The 18,301-nt window shown below is 72.3% G+C and carries 20 protein-coding genes; 10 read left to right on the forward strand and 10 right to left on the reverse strand.

The genetic code is table 11. The features are described from left to right. Positions 1 to 2 precede the first annotated feature (2 nt). Positions 3 to 641 (reverse strand): HAD family hydrolase, encoded by a 639-nt coding sequence (locus KK087_RS09900; protein ID WP_214564989.1) that lies wholly within the window; start codon positions 639 to 641, stop codon positions 3 to 5. Positions 642 to 665: 24 nt separating this feature from the next. On the opposite strand from KK087_RS09900, the gene KK087_RS09905 reads away from it, so the two are divergent. After that, a complete protein-coding gene (locus KK087_RS09905) occupies positions 666 to 1,526 on the forward strand; it encodes an ADP-dependent NAD(P)H-hydrate dehydratase (RefSeq protein WP_214564990.1) in 861 nt (286 codons plus the stop codon). Positions 1,527 to 1,791: 265 nt separating this feature from the next. On the opposite strand, the gene KK087_RS17920 is transcribed toward KK087_RS09905, so the two are convergent. Next, positions 1,792 to 2,502 (reverse strand): YceI family protein, encoded by a 711-nt coding sequence (locus tag KK087_RS17920; RefSeq protein ID WP_214564991.1) that lies wholly within the window; start codon positions 2,500 to 2,502, stop codon positions 1,792 to 1,794. Positions 2,503 to 2,587: 85 nt separating this feature from the next. Between KK087_RS17920 and KK087_RS09915 the strand changes: the two genes are divergently transcribed. Together KK087_RS09915 and KK087_RS09920 are read left to right on the forward strand one after the other, a co-directional pair. Then, entirely contained in the window at positions 2,588 to 3,883 is a 1,296-nt protein-coding gene (locus tag KK087_RS09915) for a glycosyltransferase 87 family protein (RefSeq protein WP_214564992.1), read from the forward strand. Beyond that, positions 3,880 to 4,188 carry a thiamine-binding protein gene (locus KK087_RS09920; RefSeq protein WP_214564993.1) on the forward strand — a complete coding sequence of 103 codons (309 nt, stop codon included), beginning with the start codon at positions 3,880 to 3,882 and terminating at the stop codon, positions 4,186 to 4,188. Before KK087_RS09915 ends, KK087_RS09920 begins: the two co-directional genes overlap by 4 nt. A gap of 30 nt (positions 4,189 to 4,218) precedes the next feature. Here KK087_RS09920 and KK087_RS09925 read toward each other — a convergent pair whose 3' ends face one another. After that, positions 4,219 to 4,407, reverse strand: coding sequence for a hypothetical protein (locus tag KK087_RS09925; protein ID WP_214528572.1), 189 nt, complete (start codon positions 4,405 to 4,407; stop codon positions 4,219 to 4,221). 128 nt (positions 4,408 to 4,535) lie between these two features. Between KK087_RS09925 and KK087_RS09930 the strand changes: the two genes are divergently transcribed. Next, positions 4,536 to 4,715, forward strand: coding sequence for a hypothetical protein (locus tag KK087_RS09930; protein WP_214528571.1), 180 nt, complete (start codon positions 4,536 to 4,538; stop codon positions 4,713 to 4,715). 240 nt (positions 4,716 to 4,955) lie between these two features. Beyond that, on the forward strand, positions 4,956 to 6,221 hold the full coding sequence (locus KK087_RS09935) for an MFS transporter (RefSeq protein ID WP_214528570.1): 1,266 nt from the start codon (positions 4,956 to 4,958) through the stop codon (positions 6,219 to 6,221). Between the two features lie 173 nt (positions 6,222 to 6,394). Here the strand turns inward: KK087_RS09935 and KK087_RS09940 are convergent, their stop codons facing one another. From KK087_RS09940 to KK087_RS09965, 6 genes are all read right to left on the reverse strand, one after another. Further along, positions 6,395 to 7,066, reverse strand: coding sequence for a response regulator transcription factor (locus KK087_RS09940; RefSeq protein ID WP_017888182.1), 672 nt, complete (start codon positions 7,064 to 7,066; stop codon positions 6,395 to 6,397). Positions 7,067 to 7,153: 87 nt separating this feature from the next. After that, positions 7,154 to 8,476, reverse strand: coding sequence for a hypothetical protein (locus KK087_RS09945; RefSeq protein WP_214528569.1), 1,323 nt, complete (start codon positions 8,474 to 8,476; stop codon positions 7,154 to 7,156). Further along, entirely contained in the window at positions 8,473 to 9,630 is a 1,158-nt protein-coding gene (locus KK087_RS09950; RefSeq protein WP_214564994.1) for a sensor histidine kinase, read from the reverse strand. The genes KK087_RS09945 and KK087_RS09950 overlap by 4 nt, the downstream gene beginning before the upstream one ends. 135 nt (positions 9,631 to 9,765) lie before the next feature. Further along, the gene (gene metX, locus KK087_RS09955; protein WP_214564995.1) at positions 9,766 to 10,968 is read right to left on the reverse strand and encodes a homoserine O-acetyltransferase MetX; all 1,203 of its coding nucleotides are present in this window, start codon (positions 10,966 to 10,968) and stop codon (positions 9,766 to 9,768) included. Between the two features lie 170 nt (positions 10,969 to 11,138). After that, a complete protein-coding gene (locus KK087_RS09960) occupies positions 11,139 to 12,470 on the reverse strand; it encodes a bifunctional o-acetylhomoserine/o-acetylserine sulfhydrylase (protein WP_214564996.1) in 1,332 nt (443 codons plus the stop codon). 309 nt (positions 12,471 to 12,779) lie between these two features. Beyond that, positions 12,780 to 13,871 carry an acyltransferase family protein gene (locus KK087_RS09965; protein ID WP_214528565.1) on the reverse strand — a complete coding sequence of 364 codons (1,092 nt, stop codon included), beginning with the start codon at positions 13,869 to 13,871 and terminating at the stop codon, positions 12,780 to 12,782. Between the two features lie 123 nt (positions 13,872 to 13,994). Between KK087_RS09965 and KK087_RS09970 the strand changes: the two genes are divergently transcribed. The 5 genes from KK087_RS09970 (at position 13,995) to KK087_RS09990 (ending at position 17,452) form a co-directional block, all read left to right on the forward strand. Further along, complete coding sequence (locus tag KK087_RS09970; protein WP_214545488.1) at positions 13,995 to 14,768, forward strand: SDR family oxidoreductase; 774 nt, start codon at positions 13,995 to 13,997, stop codon at positions 14,766 to 14,768. A 136-nt stretch (positions 14,769 to 14,904) separates the two neighbouring features. Further along, complete coding sequence (locus KK087_RS09975) at positions 14,905 to 15,432, forward strand: phosphoribosyltransferase (protein ID WP_214564997.1); 528 nt, start codon at positions 14,905 to 14,907, stop codon at positions 15,430 to 15,432. Continuing rightward, the gene (locus KK087_RS09980; RefSeq protein ID WP_111056349.1) at positions 15,429 to 16,148 is read left to right on the forward strand and encodes a Type 1 glutamine amidotransferase-like domain-containing protein; all 720 of its coding nucleotides are present in this window, start codon (positions 15,429 to 15,431) and stop codon (positions 16,146 to 16,148) included. The genes KK087_RS09975 and KK087_RS09980 overlap by 4 nt, the downstream gene beginning before the upstream one ends. 5 nt (positions 16,149 to 16,153) lie before the next feature. Beyond that, entirely contained in the window at positions 16,154 to 16,837 is a 684-nt protein-coding gene (locus KK087_RS09985) for a uracil-DNA glycosylase (RefSeq protein WP_214564998.1), read from the forward strand. A gap of 9 nt (positions 16,838 to 16,846) precedes the next feature. After that, positions 16,847 to 17,452, forward strand: coding sequence for a GNAT family N-acetyltransferase (locus KK087_RS09990; RefSeq protein WP_027465815.1), 606 nt, complete (start codon positions 16,847 to 16,849; stop codon positions 17,450 to 17,452). 134 nt (positions 17,453 to 17,586) lie between these two features. Here the strand turns inward: KK087_RS09990 and KK087_RS09995 are convergent, their stop codons facing one another. Then, entirely contained in the window at positions 17,587 to 18,285 is a 699-nt protein-coding gene (locus KK087_RS09995; protein WP_214564999.1) for a FadR/GntR family transcriptional regulator, read from the reverse strand. Positions 18,286 to 18,301: the final 16 nt, after the last annotated feature.

Genomic DNA, 18,301 nt, shown 5'->3' on the forward strand with positions numbered 1-18,301 from the left:
CCTCAGGGGACGGGCGCCGGCGCGGGCTGTCGGCTGAGTTCCTCCAGGAACGTCCGCAGGCCGTCCGGCGACGTGTAGTGGTGGCCGACCGCCCCGATCGCTTCCGCACCGGTGGCGTTCTCGGCCCTGTTGTCCACGAACACCATCTGACCCGGCTCGATTCCCAAGCGCGCACAGGTGTCGCGGTAGATGGATGCCGCGGGCTTCAGGACGTGCTCCTCGGCGCTCACCACGACCGTCTCGAACAGCGAGCCCATCGGGGAGCGGCGGTACGGGTCGCCGAAGTCGAAGCCCGCGTTCGAGAGCAGGGCGACACGGGTGCCGGCGTCGTGCAGCTCCTCGACGATCTCGAGGGTCTCCGGCTCGACCTCGAACCACCCGGTGAAGTCGATCGCCCAGAACCGGTGGATCTCGGAGATGCTCCAGCTCCGGCCGGTCCGTTCCGCGATCGCACGCCAGTACGCCACGACGGACAGGTCGCCGCGGTCCAGGTCGTGCCGGAGCTCCTGGTACACCGGGAACAGCTCGTCGGCCGGGACGCCGGTGGCGGCCACGAGGGCGTCCCGCGAGGCGTGCGGTGTCCGGCTGATCACCTCGCCGTAGTCGAAGACCACCACGCGACCAGGCAGGAACAGGCTCATGTGCTCCACCGTAACGTGGGGCCGGTGAACGACTTCGTGCCCGTCCGACCGTCCGATGCCGCCGCGTGGGTCACCGCGCCGACGGGGGAGTCCACCAAGTACCGCCGCGGGGTGCTCGGCGTCGCGACCGGTTCCGACCAGTACCCGGGCGCAGCGGTGCTGGGGGTCGACGCGGCCGTGCACAGCGGCGTCGGCATGGTCCGGTACGTCGGACCGCCACGTGCCACCGACCACGTGCTCACCCGCCGCCCCGAGGTCGTCTCCGGTGTGGGCCGCGTGCAGGCCTGGCTCGTCGGGTCGGGCGTCGCGGCGCCGTCGCTCGGAGAACTGGACGCGACGACGGCGTCGGGCTTCGCGCACGCCTCCGACGACGGCGTGCCGGTCGTCGTGGACGCCGGGGCGATCCCGCTCGTCGACCTCGGGCCGCTCGCCGTGCTCACCCCGCACGCCGGTGAACTCGCGTCGTTGCTCGGGGTCTCGCGCGACTCGATCGAACAGGACCCGGCCGCTGCAGCGCTCCGTGCGGCCGAGCAGACCGGCAGCGTCGTGCTGCTCAAGGGGGAGCGGACCCACGTGGTCACGCCGGACGGGTCGGTGCGGCTCGTGGCGTCCTCGGCGACGCCGTGGCTCGCGGCGGCCGGTGCCGGGGACGTGCTGGGCGGGGTGCTCGGGGCGCTCGTCGCCGCGCGGCAGGGTGCCGTCGAGGCGGCCGGTTCGTCGCTCACGCCGTCGGACCTCGCGCACCTGGCCGCGTCGGCCGCGGTGGTGCACGGGCTCGCGGCGCGGCGGGCGTCCGGCGGCGGGCCGTTCCCGATGACGACGCTCATCGCCGAGCTGCCGGGGGTCGTGCGGGACCTGGTCGTCGACGGGGATGCGCGCGGGTAGCCACCGACGCGGAACGACGGTGTCGACGTCGTACGACATCGACTTCGTCGTTCGTTGCGTAGGCGCACCGTTGCGCACGCGCGGCAGCGACAGGGTCGCCGTCGTACGACGACGACCGTGTCGCCGGTTGCGGACGCAACGGGCGTGGGCTGCGCGCGTGCGGCCCGGGACGCGACGACGGACGGCCGGGAGGCGCGGTGCCAGCTGGCACGGCGCCTCCAGACCGTCGGCGGTCACGTCACGGGCGTGACGCGCGTCGCGGACGTCAGCTCGCGGGGGTCGCGTGCACCAGGAACTCGACGGAACCGGCGTCGTCGACCTTGACGAACCCGAGGTTCGGTGCCTGCACGGCGTAGTCCGAGAAGGTGACCGGGACCGAACCGGAGATGTCGACGCCGTCGCCGTTCAGGCCGACCTGCAGCTTCGCGGTGACGTCCTTCGTGACGCCGTGCAGGGTGAGCTTCCCCGGAGCCGTCACGGTCGTCGTGTCGGAACCGCTCGGGACCGCGTCGGCGATCGGTCCGGTGAGTTCGAAGGTGGTCTCGGGGAAGGCCGCCGCGTCCATCGCGGAGTCGCGGAAGTAGGCGTCGCGCTGGTCGGAGTCGGTGGTGATGTCGGCGACCTGCACCGCGATCGTCGCGGCGGTGATGCTCGTGCCGTCGACGGTCGCGGTGCCGGAGACGCTGTCGGTGCGGCCGGTGACGGTGACGTCGGAGCCGTTCAGGACCTCGTGGACGCGGTACCCGGCCTCGGAATCGCCGCCGACCGTCCACTCGCCGGACAGGTCGGTGGCGTCGAGGGTGGAGGCCTCGCGCGTCGCGGCGACCGAGGGCGCGGCGGAGGCCTTCGCGTTCTCGGTGCTCGTGTAGACGTTCGTGAAGACCACCGCGCCGACGACGCCGAGGACGACGACGGCGGCGATGACGGAGATCCAGATGACGGCCTTGCGGCGCGTGCGCGGGGTGTCGGTGGTCACGAGCTGAACGGTGACACGTCATGCTCGGGAGAGCCTGAGATCGTGGCAGCGATCGCCCCCCCGGTCCGGCCGCTACGCTCGTCCGGTGCAGAGGACCTCGAACCGGTGGCTCGAACTCGCCGGCTTCGTCCTGGCGTTCGTCGCCGTGCACGGGTTCCTGTGGTGGCTGACCCTCGTGTCGGCGAACCTGCCGCTCGGTGACGTGACCATCACCTACAGCCGGTGGATCGAGACCGGGCGGACCGCCGACTTCTGGGTCGGCATCGACGGCGCGTGGGTGTACCCGATCCTGGCGATCGTGCCGATGGCCGCGGCGGCGCTCGGGGGAGTCGAGTCCATCGGTACCGGCTGGCTGCTGCTGATGGTGCTGCTCGACGCCGCGGCGTGCGCGTTCCTGTGGCGGTTCCGGGCGCGGGTGGGGTCGTCCGGGGTGCGGGTCGTCTGGTGGTGGCTGCTGTTCCTGCTCGCGCTCGGACCGATCGCGCTCGGTCGGATCGACACCGTCGCGACGGTGTTCGCGCTGGTGGGCGTGACGTTCGTGGCCTCGAGGCCGGCCGTCGCCTCCGCGCTCTTCACGGCCGGCGCGTGGACGAAGGTGTGGCCCGCGGCGCTCGTCGCGGTGCTGCTGCTGGTGCGTCGGGGACACCGCCGGGGTGTGCTCGCCGGAGCGCTGGTGCTGAGCGCCCTCATCGTGCTCGTCGACGTGCTGTGGGGCGGTGCGCCGTACCTGCTGTCGTTCGTCGGTGAGCAGACCGGTCGTGCGCTGCAGATCGAGTCGCCGCTCGCGACGCCGTTCATGTGGGCCGCGGCGTTCGGTGCCGACGGAGCCGCGGTGTTCTACAACCAGGAGATCCTGACCTTCGAGGTGTCCGGTGCCGGCACGTCCGCCGCCGCCGCGGTGTCGACGCCACTGATGGCCGTCGTCGTGGTGGCCGGGGTCGTGCTCGCACTCTGGGCCGCACACCGGGGTGCCCGCCGGGCCGAGCTCGCACCGGTCCTCGCGCTCCTGTTCGTCGCGGCGCTCATCGCGACGAACAAGGTGGGCTCGCCGCAGTACATCGGCTGGTTCGCGGTGCCGATCGTGTGGGGGCTCGCGGCCGGCACCCCGAGTGCGCGCCGGTTCGTGCCGATCGCGGTGCTCGCGCTGCCGATGGCCCTGCTCACGCAGCTGGTCTACCCGGGGTACTACGACCAGGTGCTCGGCGTGCAGCCGTGGATCCTCGTGGTGCTCACGCTGCGGAACGTGCTCGAGGTGGCGATCCTGGTGTGGAGCGTGGCCGTGCTGGTGCGGATGGGACGGTCTGCGGGGTCCCGATGGGTGTCGGCGCGCTCGTCGCCTTCCGTGCGCGACCAGCACGAGCCGGGCAGGATGGACGCATGATCGTCGCCTTCTCCGTCGCTCCGTCCGGTGGTCCCGCTGCAACGTCCGACGGGTCCGTGCACGACGCCGTCGCGGCAGCCGTCCGCGTGGTGCGCGAGAGCGGACTGCCGAACCGCACCTCGTCGATGTTCACCGAGGTCGAGGGGGAGTGGGACGAGGTCATGGACGTCGTCAAGCGCGCCACCGAGGCCGTCGGCGAGTACGGCACGCGGGTGTCGCTCGTGCTCAAGGCCGACATCCGACCCGGGCACACCGGCGAGATCGACGGCAAGCTCGAACGGCTCGAGACCGCGCTCGGCGAGTAGCCCTCAGCGGCCGCGCTCGGCGAGTAGCCCTCAGCGGCGCCGACGGGGACGCCGGCGGCGACGGGGGTCGGTGCCGAGGACCGCGGCGACCGTCAGCAGGACGAGGCCGGCGACCGCGAACACCACGACGATGACGATCTCGAGCGGGTCCGTGACGTCCTCGCAGTTCGCGGGCGCTCCGGCGGCGCAGGAGGCCAGGACGGTCGTCACGGTGGGCACGTCGACATCCTGCACCGAACCGTCTTCCGACACGCCGGGTCGGTCCCTCGGATGTCGGTGGTCGGGTGTCTCATGGTCTGCATCGAGCCACACCGGGTGGCCTCCGAGACGACGATGAGGAGCGCGTGATGATGCACGACGGCTGGTGCCCCGACTGCGACCTGCGAACGGTCGTCATCGACACGGACGAGCAGGGCGGCAACGCCTGGGCGAGCTGCGCGGAGTGCGGCACCGGATGGGTGCACCGCGACGAGCTGCCCGAGCACTCCGCAGGGCGGACGCGCACTCCGGAGCGCCAGGCCGCCTGAACGCTGGCCGCCTGAGCGCCGAGCGCTGGCCGCCTGAGCGCCGGGCGCTGGCCGCCCGAGCATTGGGCGCCTGCGTCCGCGTGGCGTAGGTCCGGTCCGCGTGCCGTGGACGACTCGGCCCTGTGCGATTCCGCCGGTCCGTTGGAGCGGTCTACACTCGATGGACCAGGACATCACGGCCGCCCCGTCCGGTGGGGTGCTGCACCGTCGTCCCGCTCCGCCCGCACGAGAACAGGCCCCATGTCACAGCTCACGCCTGCGCGTCGCACCCTCGCGCTCATCTCGCTCGCCCTCGGCGGGTTCGCCATCGGCTCGACCGAGTTCGTCGCGATGGGGCTGCTGCCGAACATCGCGCAGGCCCTGCTCCCCGAGCAGTACGGCATCGACCCGGACGCCGGGATCGCCCACGCCGGCTGGCTCGTCAGTGCGTACGCCCTCGGGGTCGTCGTCGGCGCACCGACCATCGCGGCGATGTCCGCCCGGTTCCCGCGCAAGGGCCTGATCCTCGTCCTGCTCGTCGGGTTCGTCCTCGCGACGGTCGCGAGTGCCCTGCTGCCCTCGTTCGGCCTGGTGCTCGTCGCCCGGTTCGTGGCGGGCCTGCCGCACGGCGCGTACTTCGGCATCGCCTCGATCGTCGCCGGCGACATGATGGGCCCGGGCAAGCGGGGCAAGGGCATCGCGATGGTGCTGCTCGGCCTGTCGGTCGCGAACGTCGTCGGTGTCCCGGCGATCACGTGGGTCGGACAGATGGCCGGCTGGCGGGTCGCCTACGGCGTGGTCGCCGCCCTGTTCGCCCTGACCTTCGTGGCCGTCGCGGCCTTCGTGCCGAAGAGCGCCCGCGACGAGCACGCCACGATCGGCCGTGAGCTCCGGGCGTTCCGCGTGCCGCAGGTGTGGATCGTGATGGGCCTCGGCGCCGTCGGGTTCGGCGGGTTCTTCGCGGTGTACTCGTACATCTCGCCGCTCGTGCAGCACGTCACCGGAATGCCCGAGTCGTTCGTGCCGATCGTGCTCGTCGTCGTCGGCATCGGCATGGTCGTCGGCGGGGTGCTCGGCGGACACCTGGCCGACCGCAGCGTCAAGCGCACGATCTACGTCGGGATGTTCGCGCTCATCGGCGCACTGCTCATCACCGTCCTGACGGCCCAGTGGCTCTGGGGGATGCTGCTCGGCGCGTTCCTGCTCGGCGCGACGTCGTCGGCGATCCCGCCCGCGGTGCAGTCGCGTCTGATGGACGTCGCCGGCGATGCCCGCACGATCGCGGCGGCGCTCAACCACTCCGCGTTCAACATCGGCAACTCGCTCGGGGCGGCCCTCGGCGGTGCGGTCATCGCGGCCGGCTTCGGGTTCCTCGCACCGGGCTGGCTCGGCATCGGCCTCGCGCTGCTCGGCGTCCTGGTGACGATGGTCAGCTACGCGGTCGAGCGGCGGAGCACCCGTCGTGCCGCGGTCCGCTCCTCGTCGCCCTCCACCGGTCCGATCACCGCACCGGTCCCGACGGCCTGACGCGCGGGGTGCGCGCACGCGCCCACCGGACGGGAGGCCCGTGGCGACGCCGCCACGGGCCTCCCGTCCGTCGCGCGGCGCGGCCACCGCTCATGGTGAGCAGCAATGGTCGGGTCCTGTGACGGGACCCGACCATTGCTGCTCACGAAGCGCAACGCGCAGCGCGACGCGCGCTACAGCCCCAGGGGGCTGCCGTCCTGCACGATGATGCCGTCGGTGATCGCACGCTTCCGGAGCGCCACCTTCGTGCCGACGTCGAAGCCGGCGACGCGGTACTTCTCGCGGATGCGCTTGAGGTAGCTCTTCGCGGTCTCCTCGGAGATGCCGAGCTGGTAGGCGACGCTCTTGACGGGCTCGCCACCGCCGTACAGGGCCATCACGCGACGCTCCTGGGCGCTGAGCTTCGGGACGCCGCCGACGTCGCCGCTGTTGATGGCGAGGTCGAGCTCGGCCGAGACGTACTGCTCGCCGCGCTGGGCGGAGCGGATCGCCTCGACGATCATGTCGGCGTCCTCGCTCTTGACGAGGTACCCGAGGGCCCCGGCGCCGAGGGCCTCGCGCACGACGTTCGGCTCCGAGTACGTGCTCATCACGACGGTCTTGACGCCCGCGGTCTTGAGCGTCGAGATCTTCAGCGACACCGGGATGGAGTCCTTGAGGTCCAGGTCCAGCAGCACCACGTCGACCGGGAACGCCGGGCTCGTCAGGAGCTCGGGCCAGGTCGTGACGGCGGCCACCAGGGTGATGTCGTCGGCCGCGTTCCGGATCCACTCCGTGAGCGCGCCGAGGAGCATCCTGTGGTCGTCGACCAGTGCGAGTCGGATCGGTTCCTCTGGAGTCGCCATGCTGGCGTCCTTTCTCGGTGCGGATTGCTCGGCCGATCCTAGGAGGATCCGGGCCGGAAGCGGGTCAGGCGTGCGGGTGTCCGGCAGCTACATCGACGGATGTCGGTTCACGACGCAGTGCGCCACGATGTGCAGCGTGCCGTCCCGGACCGTCTCGGTGTACGGGCCGATGCGCTGCAGGGCGCTCCAGGCCGTCGGGCCGAGGCTGCGCCGCGGCACCCCACGGGACTCGATGACGACGGGGACGTCCATGGTGTCGTCGCTGACCGGGTGGCCGTCGGAGCCGATCGGGCCGAGGGTGACCGAGACGACGGGCATGCCGGGCTGCGCGGTGCGCCCGTCCCCGACCATCTGCCAGATCGCCTGCAGCAACCCGTCGCGCTGGGTGGGGGAGAGGTGTCCGGCGAGGGCGGTCGGGTCGGCGACGCTGACCGATCGGCCGAGGTGGTCGGACTCGGTGATGGCGTGGTAGAGCCAGGTCTCGCGGCGGCCCTCGATCAGGTGCAGGCGGAGCTCGGTGGCGAGGGACGCGGCGACGGAGCTCGAGGCGTCGGACAGCGGCAGCGGGTCGGTGCCGTTCGCGACGGCGTCGAGCAGCTTCTCGGCGGCCAGGTCGAGCCGGGCGAGCTCGTCCGAGGCGAGCATGCCGACGGCGAACTGCGGTGCCTGCACGTTGCTCTGCACGAGCACCCGGTCGAGTTCGCGCTGCACCAGCTGACGGAACCGCTGCACGACGTACAGGGCGAGCGCCGGCGGTACGACGACGAGCGACAGCAGGGACACGATGCCGGGCATGGTTTCGTGCGTGATGGGTGTCGACGCCACGGCCATCACGATGAAGGCGATGCCGAGCACGCCGATCGCGGCCGCGACCTCGCGGGCGGGCCGGAGCGTGGCGATCGGCAGCAACGCGAAGCCCGCGGCCATCGAGGCCGTGGCGGTGTGCGCGATGTCGTGCTCGGGCCAGATGCCGATGAAGTCGAGCGTGACCACGCAGGCGAGGACGACGCAGATCAACGCGAAGGCCAGCCCCGTCAGCCGCTCGCCGTAGGTCAGGACACTGAGACCGACACCGACGGCGGCGACGACGTAGAGCAACCACGCGAGCGCGGGGAGCCACGGATCGGAGTACTCGTTCCAGCGCACCAGGAAGAAGGCGATGCCGGCGGCGGCCTCGATGGCGGTGAGGACCGCGGCGCCGAGCCCGAGGTAACCGGCACCGAGCGAGGCGCCGGGCTTGGCGGCTTGGCGCAGAGAGCGGGCACCGGTGGACGTCGAGGGGAGTCCTCGGGCCTGCCGGCGCTCGCTCGTCCGGTACCGCTCGCGTGCTTCGCGACGGGTACGGGGAGCTGGTGGCGAGGTCTCGCCGGGCAGACTGCGGCCGATGGTGTCCTCGGGGACCCGGGTCATCGCGGTGCCTCCAGGACGACGGTGGTGCCGGAGCCCGGCGCGGAGAAGAGCTTGGCGTCGCCACCGACCTCGCGGAGGCGGTTCACGACGCTCTCCTTGAAGCCGAGCCGTTCGGCGCTGACGGTGGTGAGGTCGAAGCCGACGCCGGAGTCGGTGACCATCGCACGGACGACCTCGTTGTCGTGGACGATCGTGACGTGGGCCTCGCCGACACCGGCGTGCCGACGGACGTTCTCCAGGCACTCGCCGAGCGCGAGCAGGAACGCGTCGAGCACGTTCGACGGCAGCAGGACCTGTCCGGTGCCGTGCCAGCTGACCTCGAGCCCCATCCGGCCGAAGCGCTGCTTGACCGACTCGAGGGTCTGCCCGAGCGGCGATTCCTCTTCGCGGGTGAGCGAGTAGTCGCCGGACTGCGAGGGCTGCGGGGTCGCACCGAGGCGCAGGTGCCGGAGCAGCCGGGCGTCCTCGGCGGCTTGCTCCCGCATCGCCTGCTCGGAGACGCCGACGCCGGAGTGCGCCAGCAGCGTCAGGGTCGCGAGCACGGTGTCGTGCAGCAGACGGGCACCCTGGCGCCGCTGCGCCTCGGTCTCGCTGGCCTGCCGTTCGGCGCGGTGGGCGGTGCCGATGCTGTAGATGCGACGGGCGACGCGGGGGATGCTGCGGGAGATCCAGATCGCCACGACGGCCATCAGGATCCACCCGAGCAGTGCGCCGCTGACGGGAGTCGACAGGAGCGAGCCCGACCCCCAGACCATGAGCACCACCACGGCACCGCCTCCGGCGATGGTGATGCCGAGACCGACCGGGTGTCCGCGCTGTGCCATCAGCGGTGCCGAGAGCCCGCCGGCGGCCAGGGGCATGACGGCGCTGGCGACGAGCGGCCTGGCCGAGTCCTCGACGCCGGTGAAGAGCAGCACCATCGCGGCGAGCCCCGAGACGACGATGGCGGCGGTCCACCACACTTCGCCGCCGCGGGCGAAGCACACGAGTGCGGTGATCATCGCGGCGATGCAGAGGAGTGCGCCGATGAGGGGCAGCGTGGTCACGGCGGCGGAGGAGAGGATGCCCACGACGCTGACGAGCGCGCAGACGATGCCCACGACACGGGTCGCCGACCGCAGCAAGCGGTCGCGTTCCTGTGCGATGAAGTCCATCGATGTCCTGGTTGGTGACGATCTGGGTGGTGCGGGAAACCGAGCGTCGGTCAGTGCCGGGCTCCACGCCATCATTCCACGCGCGCCACCCGTTGGGGGGCCTTCGGCGCGCCGCGGTGGCTGGCGGGCTCCCGCTCAGGACTCGAGCAACCGCCGCAGGTGCGCCCCGACCTGCTCGTGCTCGATGAGGAACCCGTCGTGGCCGAACTCGCTCGCGATCACCGCGGCTGAGTCCCCGTCGAGGGTGTCCGGCACGCCCGCGGCGATCCGGTGCTGGTCCTCGACGGGGAACAGCCGGTCGCTCGAGACCCCCACCACCAGGGTCAGCGCGGTCACCAGCCCGAGTGCTGCCGACACCCCGCCGCGTCCGGCACCGACGTCGTGCGAGTCCATCGCGTACGTCAGGGTCACGTAACTCGAGGCGTCGAACCGCCGGGTGAACTTGTTGCCGTGGAAGTCGAGGTAGCTCTCCACCGAGAACCGCCCGTCGTCGCCGAGCGGGGAGACGTCGCTCTGCCAGGACCGCGCAAAGCGGCTGTTCAGCTCGTCCGACGCGCGGTACGTCATGAGCGCCATCCGCCGGGCCAGCGACAGGCCGCGGTGCGGTCCCTCGCCGGCATCGGCCTCGTAGTAGTCGCCGCCCGCGAAGGCGGGGTCCATCTGGATCGCCGCCCGCTGCAGCGAGTTCGCCGCGATCTGGTCGGCGGTGGTCTGCGCCGTGGAGGCCAGGACGGCCAGCCGCTGCACGCGCGACGGGTGCGCGACGGCGAACTCGAGGGCGTGCATGCCGCCCATCGATCCGCCGACCACCGCGGCGAAGGTCTCGATGCCGAGCCGGTCGGCGAGCTGCACCTGCACCTCGACCTGGTCGCGCACCGTGACGAAGGGGAACCGCGAGCCCCACTCCACGCCCGTCGGCGACACCGAGGACGGCCCGGTGGTGCCCTGACAGCCGCCGAGCATGTTCGGCGCGACGACGAACCACCGGTCGGTGTCGATCGCCTGGCCAGGTCCGACCACGTCACCCCACCAGCCGGCGGTGCGGTGGCCGGGGCCGGGAGCGCCCGTGACGTGCGAGTCGCCGGTCATCGCGTGCAGGACGAGCACCGCGTTGTCACGGGCGGCGTTGAGCGTGCCCCACGTCTCGTACGCCACCCGTACGGCCGGCAGGCGGCCGCCGCGCACCCACTGCTCGCCGAGCGACGCGAAGTGGCGTGCTCCCGGGTGGTCGCCCGGACGCCATGCGCCGGTCACGGGGGGCTTGCCGAGGGTGCCGAGTTCGGTGCCGGGCACCAGGGTGGACGGCACGGAGTCCTCGGGGGTCGTCTGCCAGTCCATCGTGCGTCCAGTCTGCCGGGAGGCGCGGGTCACCGCCGCCGTGTTACGTCACGCCCGGCGCCTGCGGGTTGGGTCGGGCGGGCCGGTTGGGGCCGACGCAGAACGACAGGGCCGATGTCGCACGACGTCGACCCTGTCGTTCTGCGTCGGCAGGCAGGCTCGCGCCGGCCCTACGCGCGCTGGCTCTCCTGCGCGACCGCTCGGGCCGCAGCGAGCCCGGCCTCGAGGTCCGCCTTCAGGTCCGCGATGTTCTCGATGCCGACCGACAGGCGCACCAGCCCGGGCGTGACCCCGGTGGTGAGCTGCTGCTCCGGGGTGAGCTGCGAGTGCGTGGTCGACGCCGGGTGGATGACGAGCGACCGGACGTCGCCGATGTTCGCCAGGTGCGAGAACAGCCGCAGGTTGTCGACGAACGCCTTGCCCGCGCTCACCCCGCCCTTGAGCTCGAACGACAGCACCGCGCCGACGCCCTTCGGCGCGTACCGGTTCGCGGCGGCGTACCAGGGCGACGTCGGCAGTCCGGCGTAGGCGACGGTGGCGACGTCGGGGTGCTGGTCGAGCCACTCCGCGATCTCCTGGGCGTTGGACACGTGCCGCTCGATGCGGAGCGACAGGGTCTCGATGCCCTGCAGCAACGCGAACGCGGTGTCCGCCGAGTTCGAGGCTCCGAGGTCACGGAGCAGCTGCACGCGGGCCTTGACGATGTAGGCGAGCGCGTCGCCGACGGCCTCGGTGAAGACCGCACCGTGGTACGACGGGTCCGGGGTGCTGAACTCGGGGAACCGGTCGGCGTGCTCCGACCAGGCGAACGTCCCGCCGTCGACGATGAGCCCGCCGATGACCGTGCCGTGCCCGCCGAGGAACTTCGTGGCCGAGTGCACGACGATGTCGGCGCCGTGCTCGAACGGACGGATGAGGTACGGCGTCGCGATCGTGTTGTCGACGATCAGCGGGACACCGGACTCGTGCGCGACGTCGCTGACGCCGGTGACGTCGAGGACGTTGATCCTCGGGTTGCCGATGGTCTCGGCGAAGAACAGCTTCGTGTTCGGGCGGACCGCGCGGCGCCACTCCTCGAGGTCGTCCTGGTCCTCGACGAACGTCGTCTCGATGCCGAGCTTCGCCAGCGTGTACTTGAACAGGTTGTACGTGCCGCCGTAGATCGACGACGACGACACGATGTGGTCGCCCGCGCCGGCGATGTTCAGCACCGCGTACGTCTCCGCCGCCTGGCCGGACGCGACGAGCAGGGCCCCGGAGCCGCCCTCGAGCGCGGCGATCCGCTGCTCGACGACGTCGTTCGTCGGGTTCGTGATCCGCGAGTAGATGTTGCCCGGCTTGGCGAGCGCGAACACGTCGCGCGCTTCGTCCGAGTTCGCGAAGACGTACGAGGTCGTCTTGTAGATCGGCGTCGCTCGGGCGCCCGTGGTCGGGTCCGGCTGCGCGCCGGCGTGGACCTGGGTGGTCTCGAACTGCCACTGCGCGGCGTCGTGCTCGGTCATCTTGGTGCTCCTGTCCGGTGCGGCTGGTCGTCGGGTCGCCTTGCGCTCGGCCTGGAGGCTCGGCGCTGCTGTGCGTCGGGTGTCACGGTACGCAGGTGGCCGGGCCCGCACCACCGCACCCGCCTCGGGACGTAACGCACCCGCCGGGCCCGCCCCGCGCCTCCAGGCCGAGCAGTGCGACGCAGGTCCGCACCGTGCTGTCGCCGTCAGGCGGTGCGAGGTTGGTTGTGCGGTGCGGCCCTGCCGCGCCGCACGGAGTGGGCAAGCTCGCACCGGCAGGAGAAACGCGCACGGTGCGAAGGGGCACCGCTACGCACGCTCGCGGCGGAACAGCCAGTCGACCTTCGGCTCGAGCAGCCACCGCATCCCGCGCCGCACGAAGGGCTGCGCCAGGAACAGGCTGACGACGCACGCGATCGCGACCATGAGCAGCACGAACGGCCAGGCCGAGTGTTCGCCGGCCAGGACGCCGGACTCCCGGATCGGGTAGAGGACGAACGTGTGGAGCAGGTACACGTACATCGTCGCGGCGCCGAACTGCGTGATCCAGATGTTCCGACGGGGGATGAGCACCAGGAACGACGCCGTCAGCAGGCTCGCGAGCAGCATCAGGCCGAAGCGCACCGCACCCGCCCACCAGGCGTCCTCGCCGAGCCCGGAGTAGGAGTCGTCGTAGAAGAACCAGTGGTGCAGGTCGAACTCCTTGAACTGCGGGATCCACACCGCGCACGACACCGCCCACGCGGCGAACACGACGACGGCGGCGATCCGGACCCGGACGACCGTGCGGCGGGAGGCCTCGTACCAGCGGTCGAAGACGCCCCACTGCTTGACCTGCCAGCCGAGCAGGAAGAACGGCAGCAGGCTGATCGCCCTCGACAGCGAGAGCGTCGAGTCGACGTTGTCGAAGTAGCCCACGCCGATGCTGAACACGACCGCCCAGAACAGCGGCCACCGCAGCTGCGCCAGGTACGGCAGGATCAGCTTGAAGATGCCCAGGGCCAGCAGGAACCACAGGGTCCAGGTCGGCTTCGTCGGGTTGAAGTCCTTACCGCCCTCGACGATGCCCTGCACCACGGTCCAGATCGTCTGCATGATGATGTACGGCACGACGATGTCCGTGATCGTCCGGCGCATCCGCCTGGCCGTCGGGGTGTCCGCCGACGAGAAGTAGCCGCTGATCACGCCGAACGCCGGCATGTGGAACGCGTAGATGAACGTGTAGAGCGCCAGCGCGTGCTCACTCGCCGGCGTCTGGCGCTGGATCGCGTGGCCGATGACCACGAGCGTGACCGCGACGAACCGCGCGGTGTCCCACATCGGGATCCGGCGCGGGGCTCGACCGGGCTCGAGCTGCGTCGCCGGGGCCGAGGGGGCGGGAGGGGCGGCATCCGTCGTCATCGCCGGTCACGTTACCGGATCGTGACCTGCACGGCCCGCTGCGGTGCCGCGACCGTGCCGCTCGCTACGGTGGACGCACCGGGCCACCAGTCGCCCCGGACACCGACGCAGGAGGCAGATCACATGGCAGCACGGCGCGCAGTCGTCACCGGAGCGAGCTCGGGCATCGGGGCGGCGACCGTCCGGCTGTTCCGGTCGCGGGGGTGGGACGTCCTCGCCGTGGCCCGTCGCGCGGCGAAGCTCGAGGCGCTCGCCGCGGAGACCGGGGCGGACACCCTGGTCGCCGACATCACGAGCGCCGACGACGTCGCGGCCCTCGCCGCCCGGGTCGCGGGCCTCGGCGGCGCGGACGTGCTGGTGAACAACGCCGGTGGGGCGTTCGGTTCGGCGAGCGTCGAGGAGTCCGACGTGGACGACTGGCGTGCCATGTTCGAGGTCAACGTGATCGGCACGAAGCGGGTCGTCTCGGCGCTCCTGCCGCACCTGCGCGACCGGGCTCGCGAGTCCGGGGGAGCGGACATCGTCACCGTGACGAGCACCGCCGGCTTCGTGGCGTACGAGAACGGCGGCGGGTACAACGCCGCGAAGTTCGCCGAGCACGCCCTGGTCGGCGCGCTCCGGCTCGAGCTGAACGGTGAGCCGATCCGTGTCGTCGAGATCGCGCCGGGCATGGTGAAGACCGACGAGTTCGCGCTCACCCGGTTCCGCGGGGACGAGCAGAAGGCGGCCGCGGTGTACGACGACGTGCCGGAGCCGCTGGTGGCCGACGACGTCGCCGAGGCGATCGTGCACGCGGTGGAGCTGCCGGCGCACGTGAACCTCGACCTCGTGACGATCCGGCCGGTGGCGCAGTCGGCGCAGCACAAGCTGGCGCGCGGCCCGCTGACGCCGCGCTGAGCCGACCCGCGCGCCGGTCGCGCAGCCCCCGCGTCGTGCAGGCCGGGCCCCCGCACCGCCGGGGGCCGGGCCCGCGCAGCGCCCGGGCGGTGGTCGCGGGTCGCGGGCGCGGGCTCCCTGCCGGTACCGTGGTCGGATGCCGATCAGCAGCGAACCCGAGCCCGCGGCTCCGTCGACCGTGACCGTGACGAGCGGGCCCGAGGTGCTCGGCTGGCTGGAGTTCGGTGACGCCGCACGCCTGCTCGCCAAGGACGTCCTGTCCAGCGGCTTCGAGCCCGAGGTCGTCGTCGCCGTCGCCCGCGGCGGACTGATCATCGCCGGCGCCGTCGCGTACGCCCTCGGCACCAAGGAGTGCGGCTCGATCAACGTCGAGTTCTACACCGACGTCGAGCAGCGGCTGGAGGAGCCGGTCGTGCTCGCCCCCGCCCTCGACGCCCTGAGCCTCGCCGGCAAGCGTGTCCTCGTCGTCGACGACGTGTCCGACTCCGGCCGCACCCTGCGCCTGGTGGTCGACATCATCCGGAACGCCGGTGCCGACGTCCGGAGCGCCTGCCTGTACTCGAAGCCCGGAACCGTCCTCGAGCCCGACCACGTGTGGCGTCGGGTCGACGGCTGGATCACGTTCCCGTGGAGCGCCCTCGCTCCCGTGACGGCCGAGTCGTGAGCATCCACCTGGTCGGCGGCGGTCTGTTCGCCGCCTCGGACGCCGCAGCGCCGTTCCTCGCCGAGGCCACCGCCCGTTCCGCAGCGGTCGGCCGGAGCGTCCCGCGCATCGCCCTGCTCTCCGTGGCGGGCCCGGACGGCGGCAGTCCGTCGTCGACCGCCGACATCGCCGAGGTCCTCGGCGGCCCGCGCACGGCCGAGGTGCTCGTCACCGAGGTCGCGGCCGGTCAGGTCTTCGACACCACCGTCCTGAGCGACGTCGACGCCCTGGTGGTCGGTGGCGGCGTCACCCCCGACTACCTGGCGGCGATCGCCCCGCTCGTCGACCAGCTCCGCCTGCTCGTCTCCGATGGTCTGCCCTACCTCGGTTACTCGGCCGGTGCGATGATCGCCGCCGACCGTGCCCTCGTGGGCGGCTGGCGCATCGGCGGCGTCGAGATCTGCCCCGAAGCGGCGTCCGAGGGGCTGGACGAGGTCGAGCTCCGCGAGGGCCTCGGCCTGGTCGACCTGACCATCGACGTGCACGCGGTGCAGGCCGGCACGCTCGCGCGGCTCATCGCCAGCGCCGAGGCCGAGTTCGTCACCGCCGGGCTCGCGATCGACGAGGACACCACGCTCGTCGTCGGCGAGGGCGCGCTCGAGGTCCGGGGGACCGGCAGCGTCTGGCGCGTGATGGCCGGCGAGGAGTCGGTGGCCGTCGCCACCATGGGCGCGTAGCCGACGTGGAACCACGGCCGCTCGCCGACCTGGTCGACCCCGGCTGGGCTGAGGCCCTCGCACCGGTCGAGCCCGACGTGCACCGGATCGGCGCGTGGCTGCGTGACGAGAGCGCTGCGGGCCGCCACTACCTGCCCGCCGGCGGCGACGTGCTGCGCGCGTTCACGAGCCCGTTCGACGCCGTCAAGGTGCTGGTCGTCGGGCAGGACCCGTACCCGACGCCCGGCCACCCGATCGGCCTGTCGTTCGCGGTTGACCCCGCCGTCCGCCCGGTGCCGCGGAGCCTGGCGAACATCTACCGCGAGCTCGCCGACGACCTCGGCGTGGCGCCCCCGCCGCACGGCGATCTGCGGGCCTGGTCCGACCAGGGCGTCCTGCTGCTCAACCGGGTGCTCACCGTGCAGGCGGGCGAGGCCGGCAGCCACCGCGGCAAGGGGTGGGAGGCGGTGACCGACCAGGCCGTCCGCGCGCTCGTCGCCCGCGGCACCCCGCTCGTCGCCGTGCTGTGGGGTGCCCAGGCCGGGTCGGTCCGACCGCTCCTCGGTGACACCCCCGTCGTCGCGTCGGCGCACCCGAGCCCGCTCAGCGCGTCGCGCGGGTTCTTCGGCAGCCGCCCGTTCTCGCAGGTGAACGCCCTGCTCGAGTCGCAGGGCGCACCGCCCGTCGACTGGACGCTGCCCGCTCAGTAGGCTCGGCACGTGCTCGAGGAGGAATACCAGCGACGGCGGGTCCTGCCGCGACACCTGCGTGCCCCGGCGGCGACCGAGACGGCCTTCGAGTACCGGATCCGTGCGGCCGAGGTGGGGGACCTGCCCCACGTGCGCGAGATCCACACGCACTACGTCCGCAACTCGTCGGTGACCTTCGACCCGGCGGCGTTCACCTACGCCGCGTGGAAGAAGCGCTACGACGACATCCGGAAGCGCCGGCTGCCGTTCCTGGTGGCGGAGAACCCCGCCGGGCAGATCCTCGGGTACGCCCTGGTCGACGCGTGGAACCCCAGGGACCGTTCGAACCACGTGGTCGAGGACTCGATCTACCTCGGTGCGGCCTCGGGTGGCAAGGGACTCGGCCGTGCCCTGATGGAGGCGCTGCTCGACGAGTGCCGGTCGGCCGGCGTGCGCGAGGTCGTCGCGGTCATCGCGGACCGGCAGGCCGAGGCGTCGATCCGGCTGCACGAGCGGCTCGGCTTCGAGGAGGTCGGCCGGATGGGCAAGGTCGGCTACAAGTACGACCGCTGGCTCGGCACCGTCACGATGCGGCTCCGCCTGCGCGGGCCGCGGCTGTTCGCCCGCCGACGCTGACGGCACCGGCACCGGCACCGGCACCGACGCGACACACCTGACGGGCGTCGGTCACGCTCGAGACGTGGCTGCAGGGCGGACGGGAGGCCCGTGGCGGGCCCCGGCACGAGCCTCCAGGCCGTCTGGCGGTCGCGTCAGCCTGCCGGGGCCTCGGTGATGAACTCGTCGCGCGTCACGCGGAGCAGCGCGGTGGCCGCCGCCGCCGCGGCGTCCGCGTCACCGTCGACCGCTGCGCGCCCGACGGCCTCGTGCCGGAGCGCTGCCTCGCGCGTCCAGCGTGTGATGGGGTCGCGCGACTCCGACGTCCTGGTGCGCAGGAGCGCCTCGACGGTGCCGGCGAAGTGCGTGAACACGGCGTTCCCCGACCCGGTGAGCAGTGCCCGGTGGAAGCGGACGTCGGCCTCCAGGTAGGCGCGGCTGTCCTCGCGTCCGCAGGCGTCGAGCATGTCCCGGGCGGCGGCGAGCACGGCGTCCGCACCGTCGGAACCGGCGGTCAGCGACGCCGCCACCGGTTCGACCCCGAGCCGGAGTTCGACGAGCTCGCGCTGCTGCACGAAGTACGCCGGCGAGGTGCCGCGCCACCGGATGACGGTCGGGGCGAGCAGCTCCCACGCCGTGATGTCGCGGACGAGCGTGCCGACCCGCTGCCGGGGTTCGACCAGGCCGAGTGACTGGAGGACCCGGAGTGCCTCGCGCACCACCGACCGGGAAACGCCGAACTCGTCGGCCACCAGCTCGGGCCGGACGACGGCGCCTGTGGGGAGGGCGCCGTCGACGATCCGCTGGCCCAGGGTGTCGAGCACGTGGGCGTGCAGTCCGCGCGCGATGGGCATCGTTCCTCCATGCAGT

It is taken from the genome of Curtobacterium aurantiacum (genome assembly GCF_018598555.1).
Lineage (GTDB): Bacteria > Actinomycetota > Actinomycetes > Actinomycetales > Microbacteriaceae > Curtobacterium > Curtobacterium aurantiacum.

Excerpts from the sequence above, each read along its gene's own strand:
- KK087_RS09920 (WP_214564993.1), top strand. The coding sequence starts at position 3,880 with ATGATCGTCGCCTTCTCCGTCGCTCCGTCCGGTGGTCCCGCTGCAACG.
- KK087_RS09975 (WP_214564997.1), top strand. The coding sequence starts at position 14,905 with ATGCCGATCAGCAGCGAACCCGAGCCCGCGGCTCCGTCGACCGTGACC.
- KK087_RS09970 (WP_214545488.1), top strand. The coding sequence starts at position 13,995 with ATGGCAGCACGGCGCGCAGTCGTCACCGGAGCGAGCTCGGGCATCGGG.
- KK087_RS09935 (WP_214528570.1), top strand. The coding sequence starts at position 4,956 with ATGTCACAGCTCACGCCTGCGCGTCGCACCCTCGCGCTCATCTCGCTC.
- metX (WP_214564995.1), bottom strand. The coding sequence starts at position 10,968 with ATGGACTGGCAGACGACCCCCGAGGACTCCGTGCCGTCCACCCTGGTG.
- KK087_RS09960 (WP_214564996.1), bottom strand. The coding sequence starts at position 12,470 with ATGACCGAGCACGACGCCGCGCAGTGGCAGTTCGAGACCACCCAGGTC.
- KK087_RS09995 (WP_214564999.1), bottom strand. The coding sequence starts at position 18,285 with ATGCCCATCGCGCGCGGACTGCACGCCCACGTGCTCGACACCCTGGGC.
- KK087_RS09900 (WP_214564989.1), bottom strand. The coding sequence starts at position 641 with ATGAGCCTGTTCCTGCCTGGTCGCGTGGTGGTCTTCGACTACGGCGAG.
- KK087_RS09965 (WP_214528565.1), bottom strand. The coding sequence starts at position 13,871 with ATGACGACGGATGCCGCCCCTCCCGCCCCCTCGGCCCCGGCGACGCAG.
- KK087_RS09950 (WP_214564994.1), bottom strand. The coding sequence starts at position 9,630 with ATGGACTTCATCGCACAGGAACGCGACCGCTTGCTGCGGTCGGCGACC.
- KK087_RS09940 (WP_017888182.1), bottom strand. The coding sequence starts at position 7,066 with ATGGCGACTCCAGAGGAACCGATCCGACTCGCACTGGTCGACGACCAC.
- KK087_RS09930 (WP_214528571.1), top strand. The coding sequence starts at position 4,536 with ATGATGCACGACGGCTGGTGCCCCGACTGCGACCTGCGAACGGTCGTC.
- KK087_RS09945 (WP_214528569.1), bottom strand. The coding sequence starts at position 8,476 with ATGACCCGGGTCCCCGAGGACACCATCGGCCGCAGTCTGCCCGGCGAG.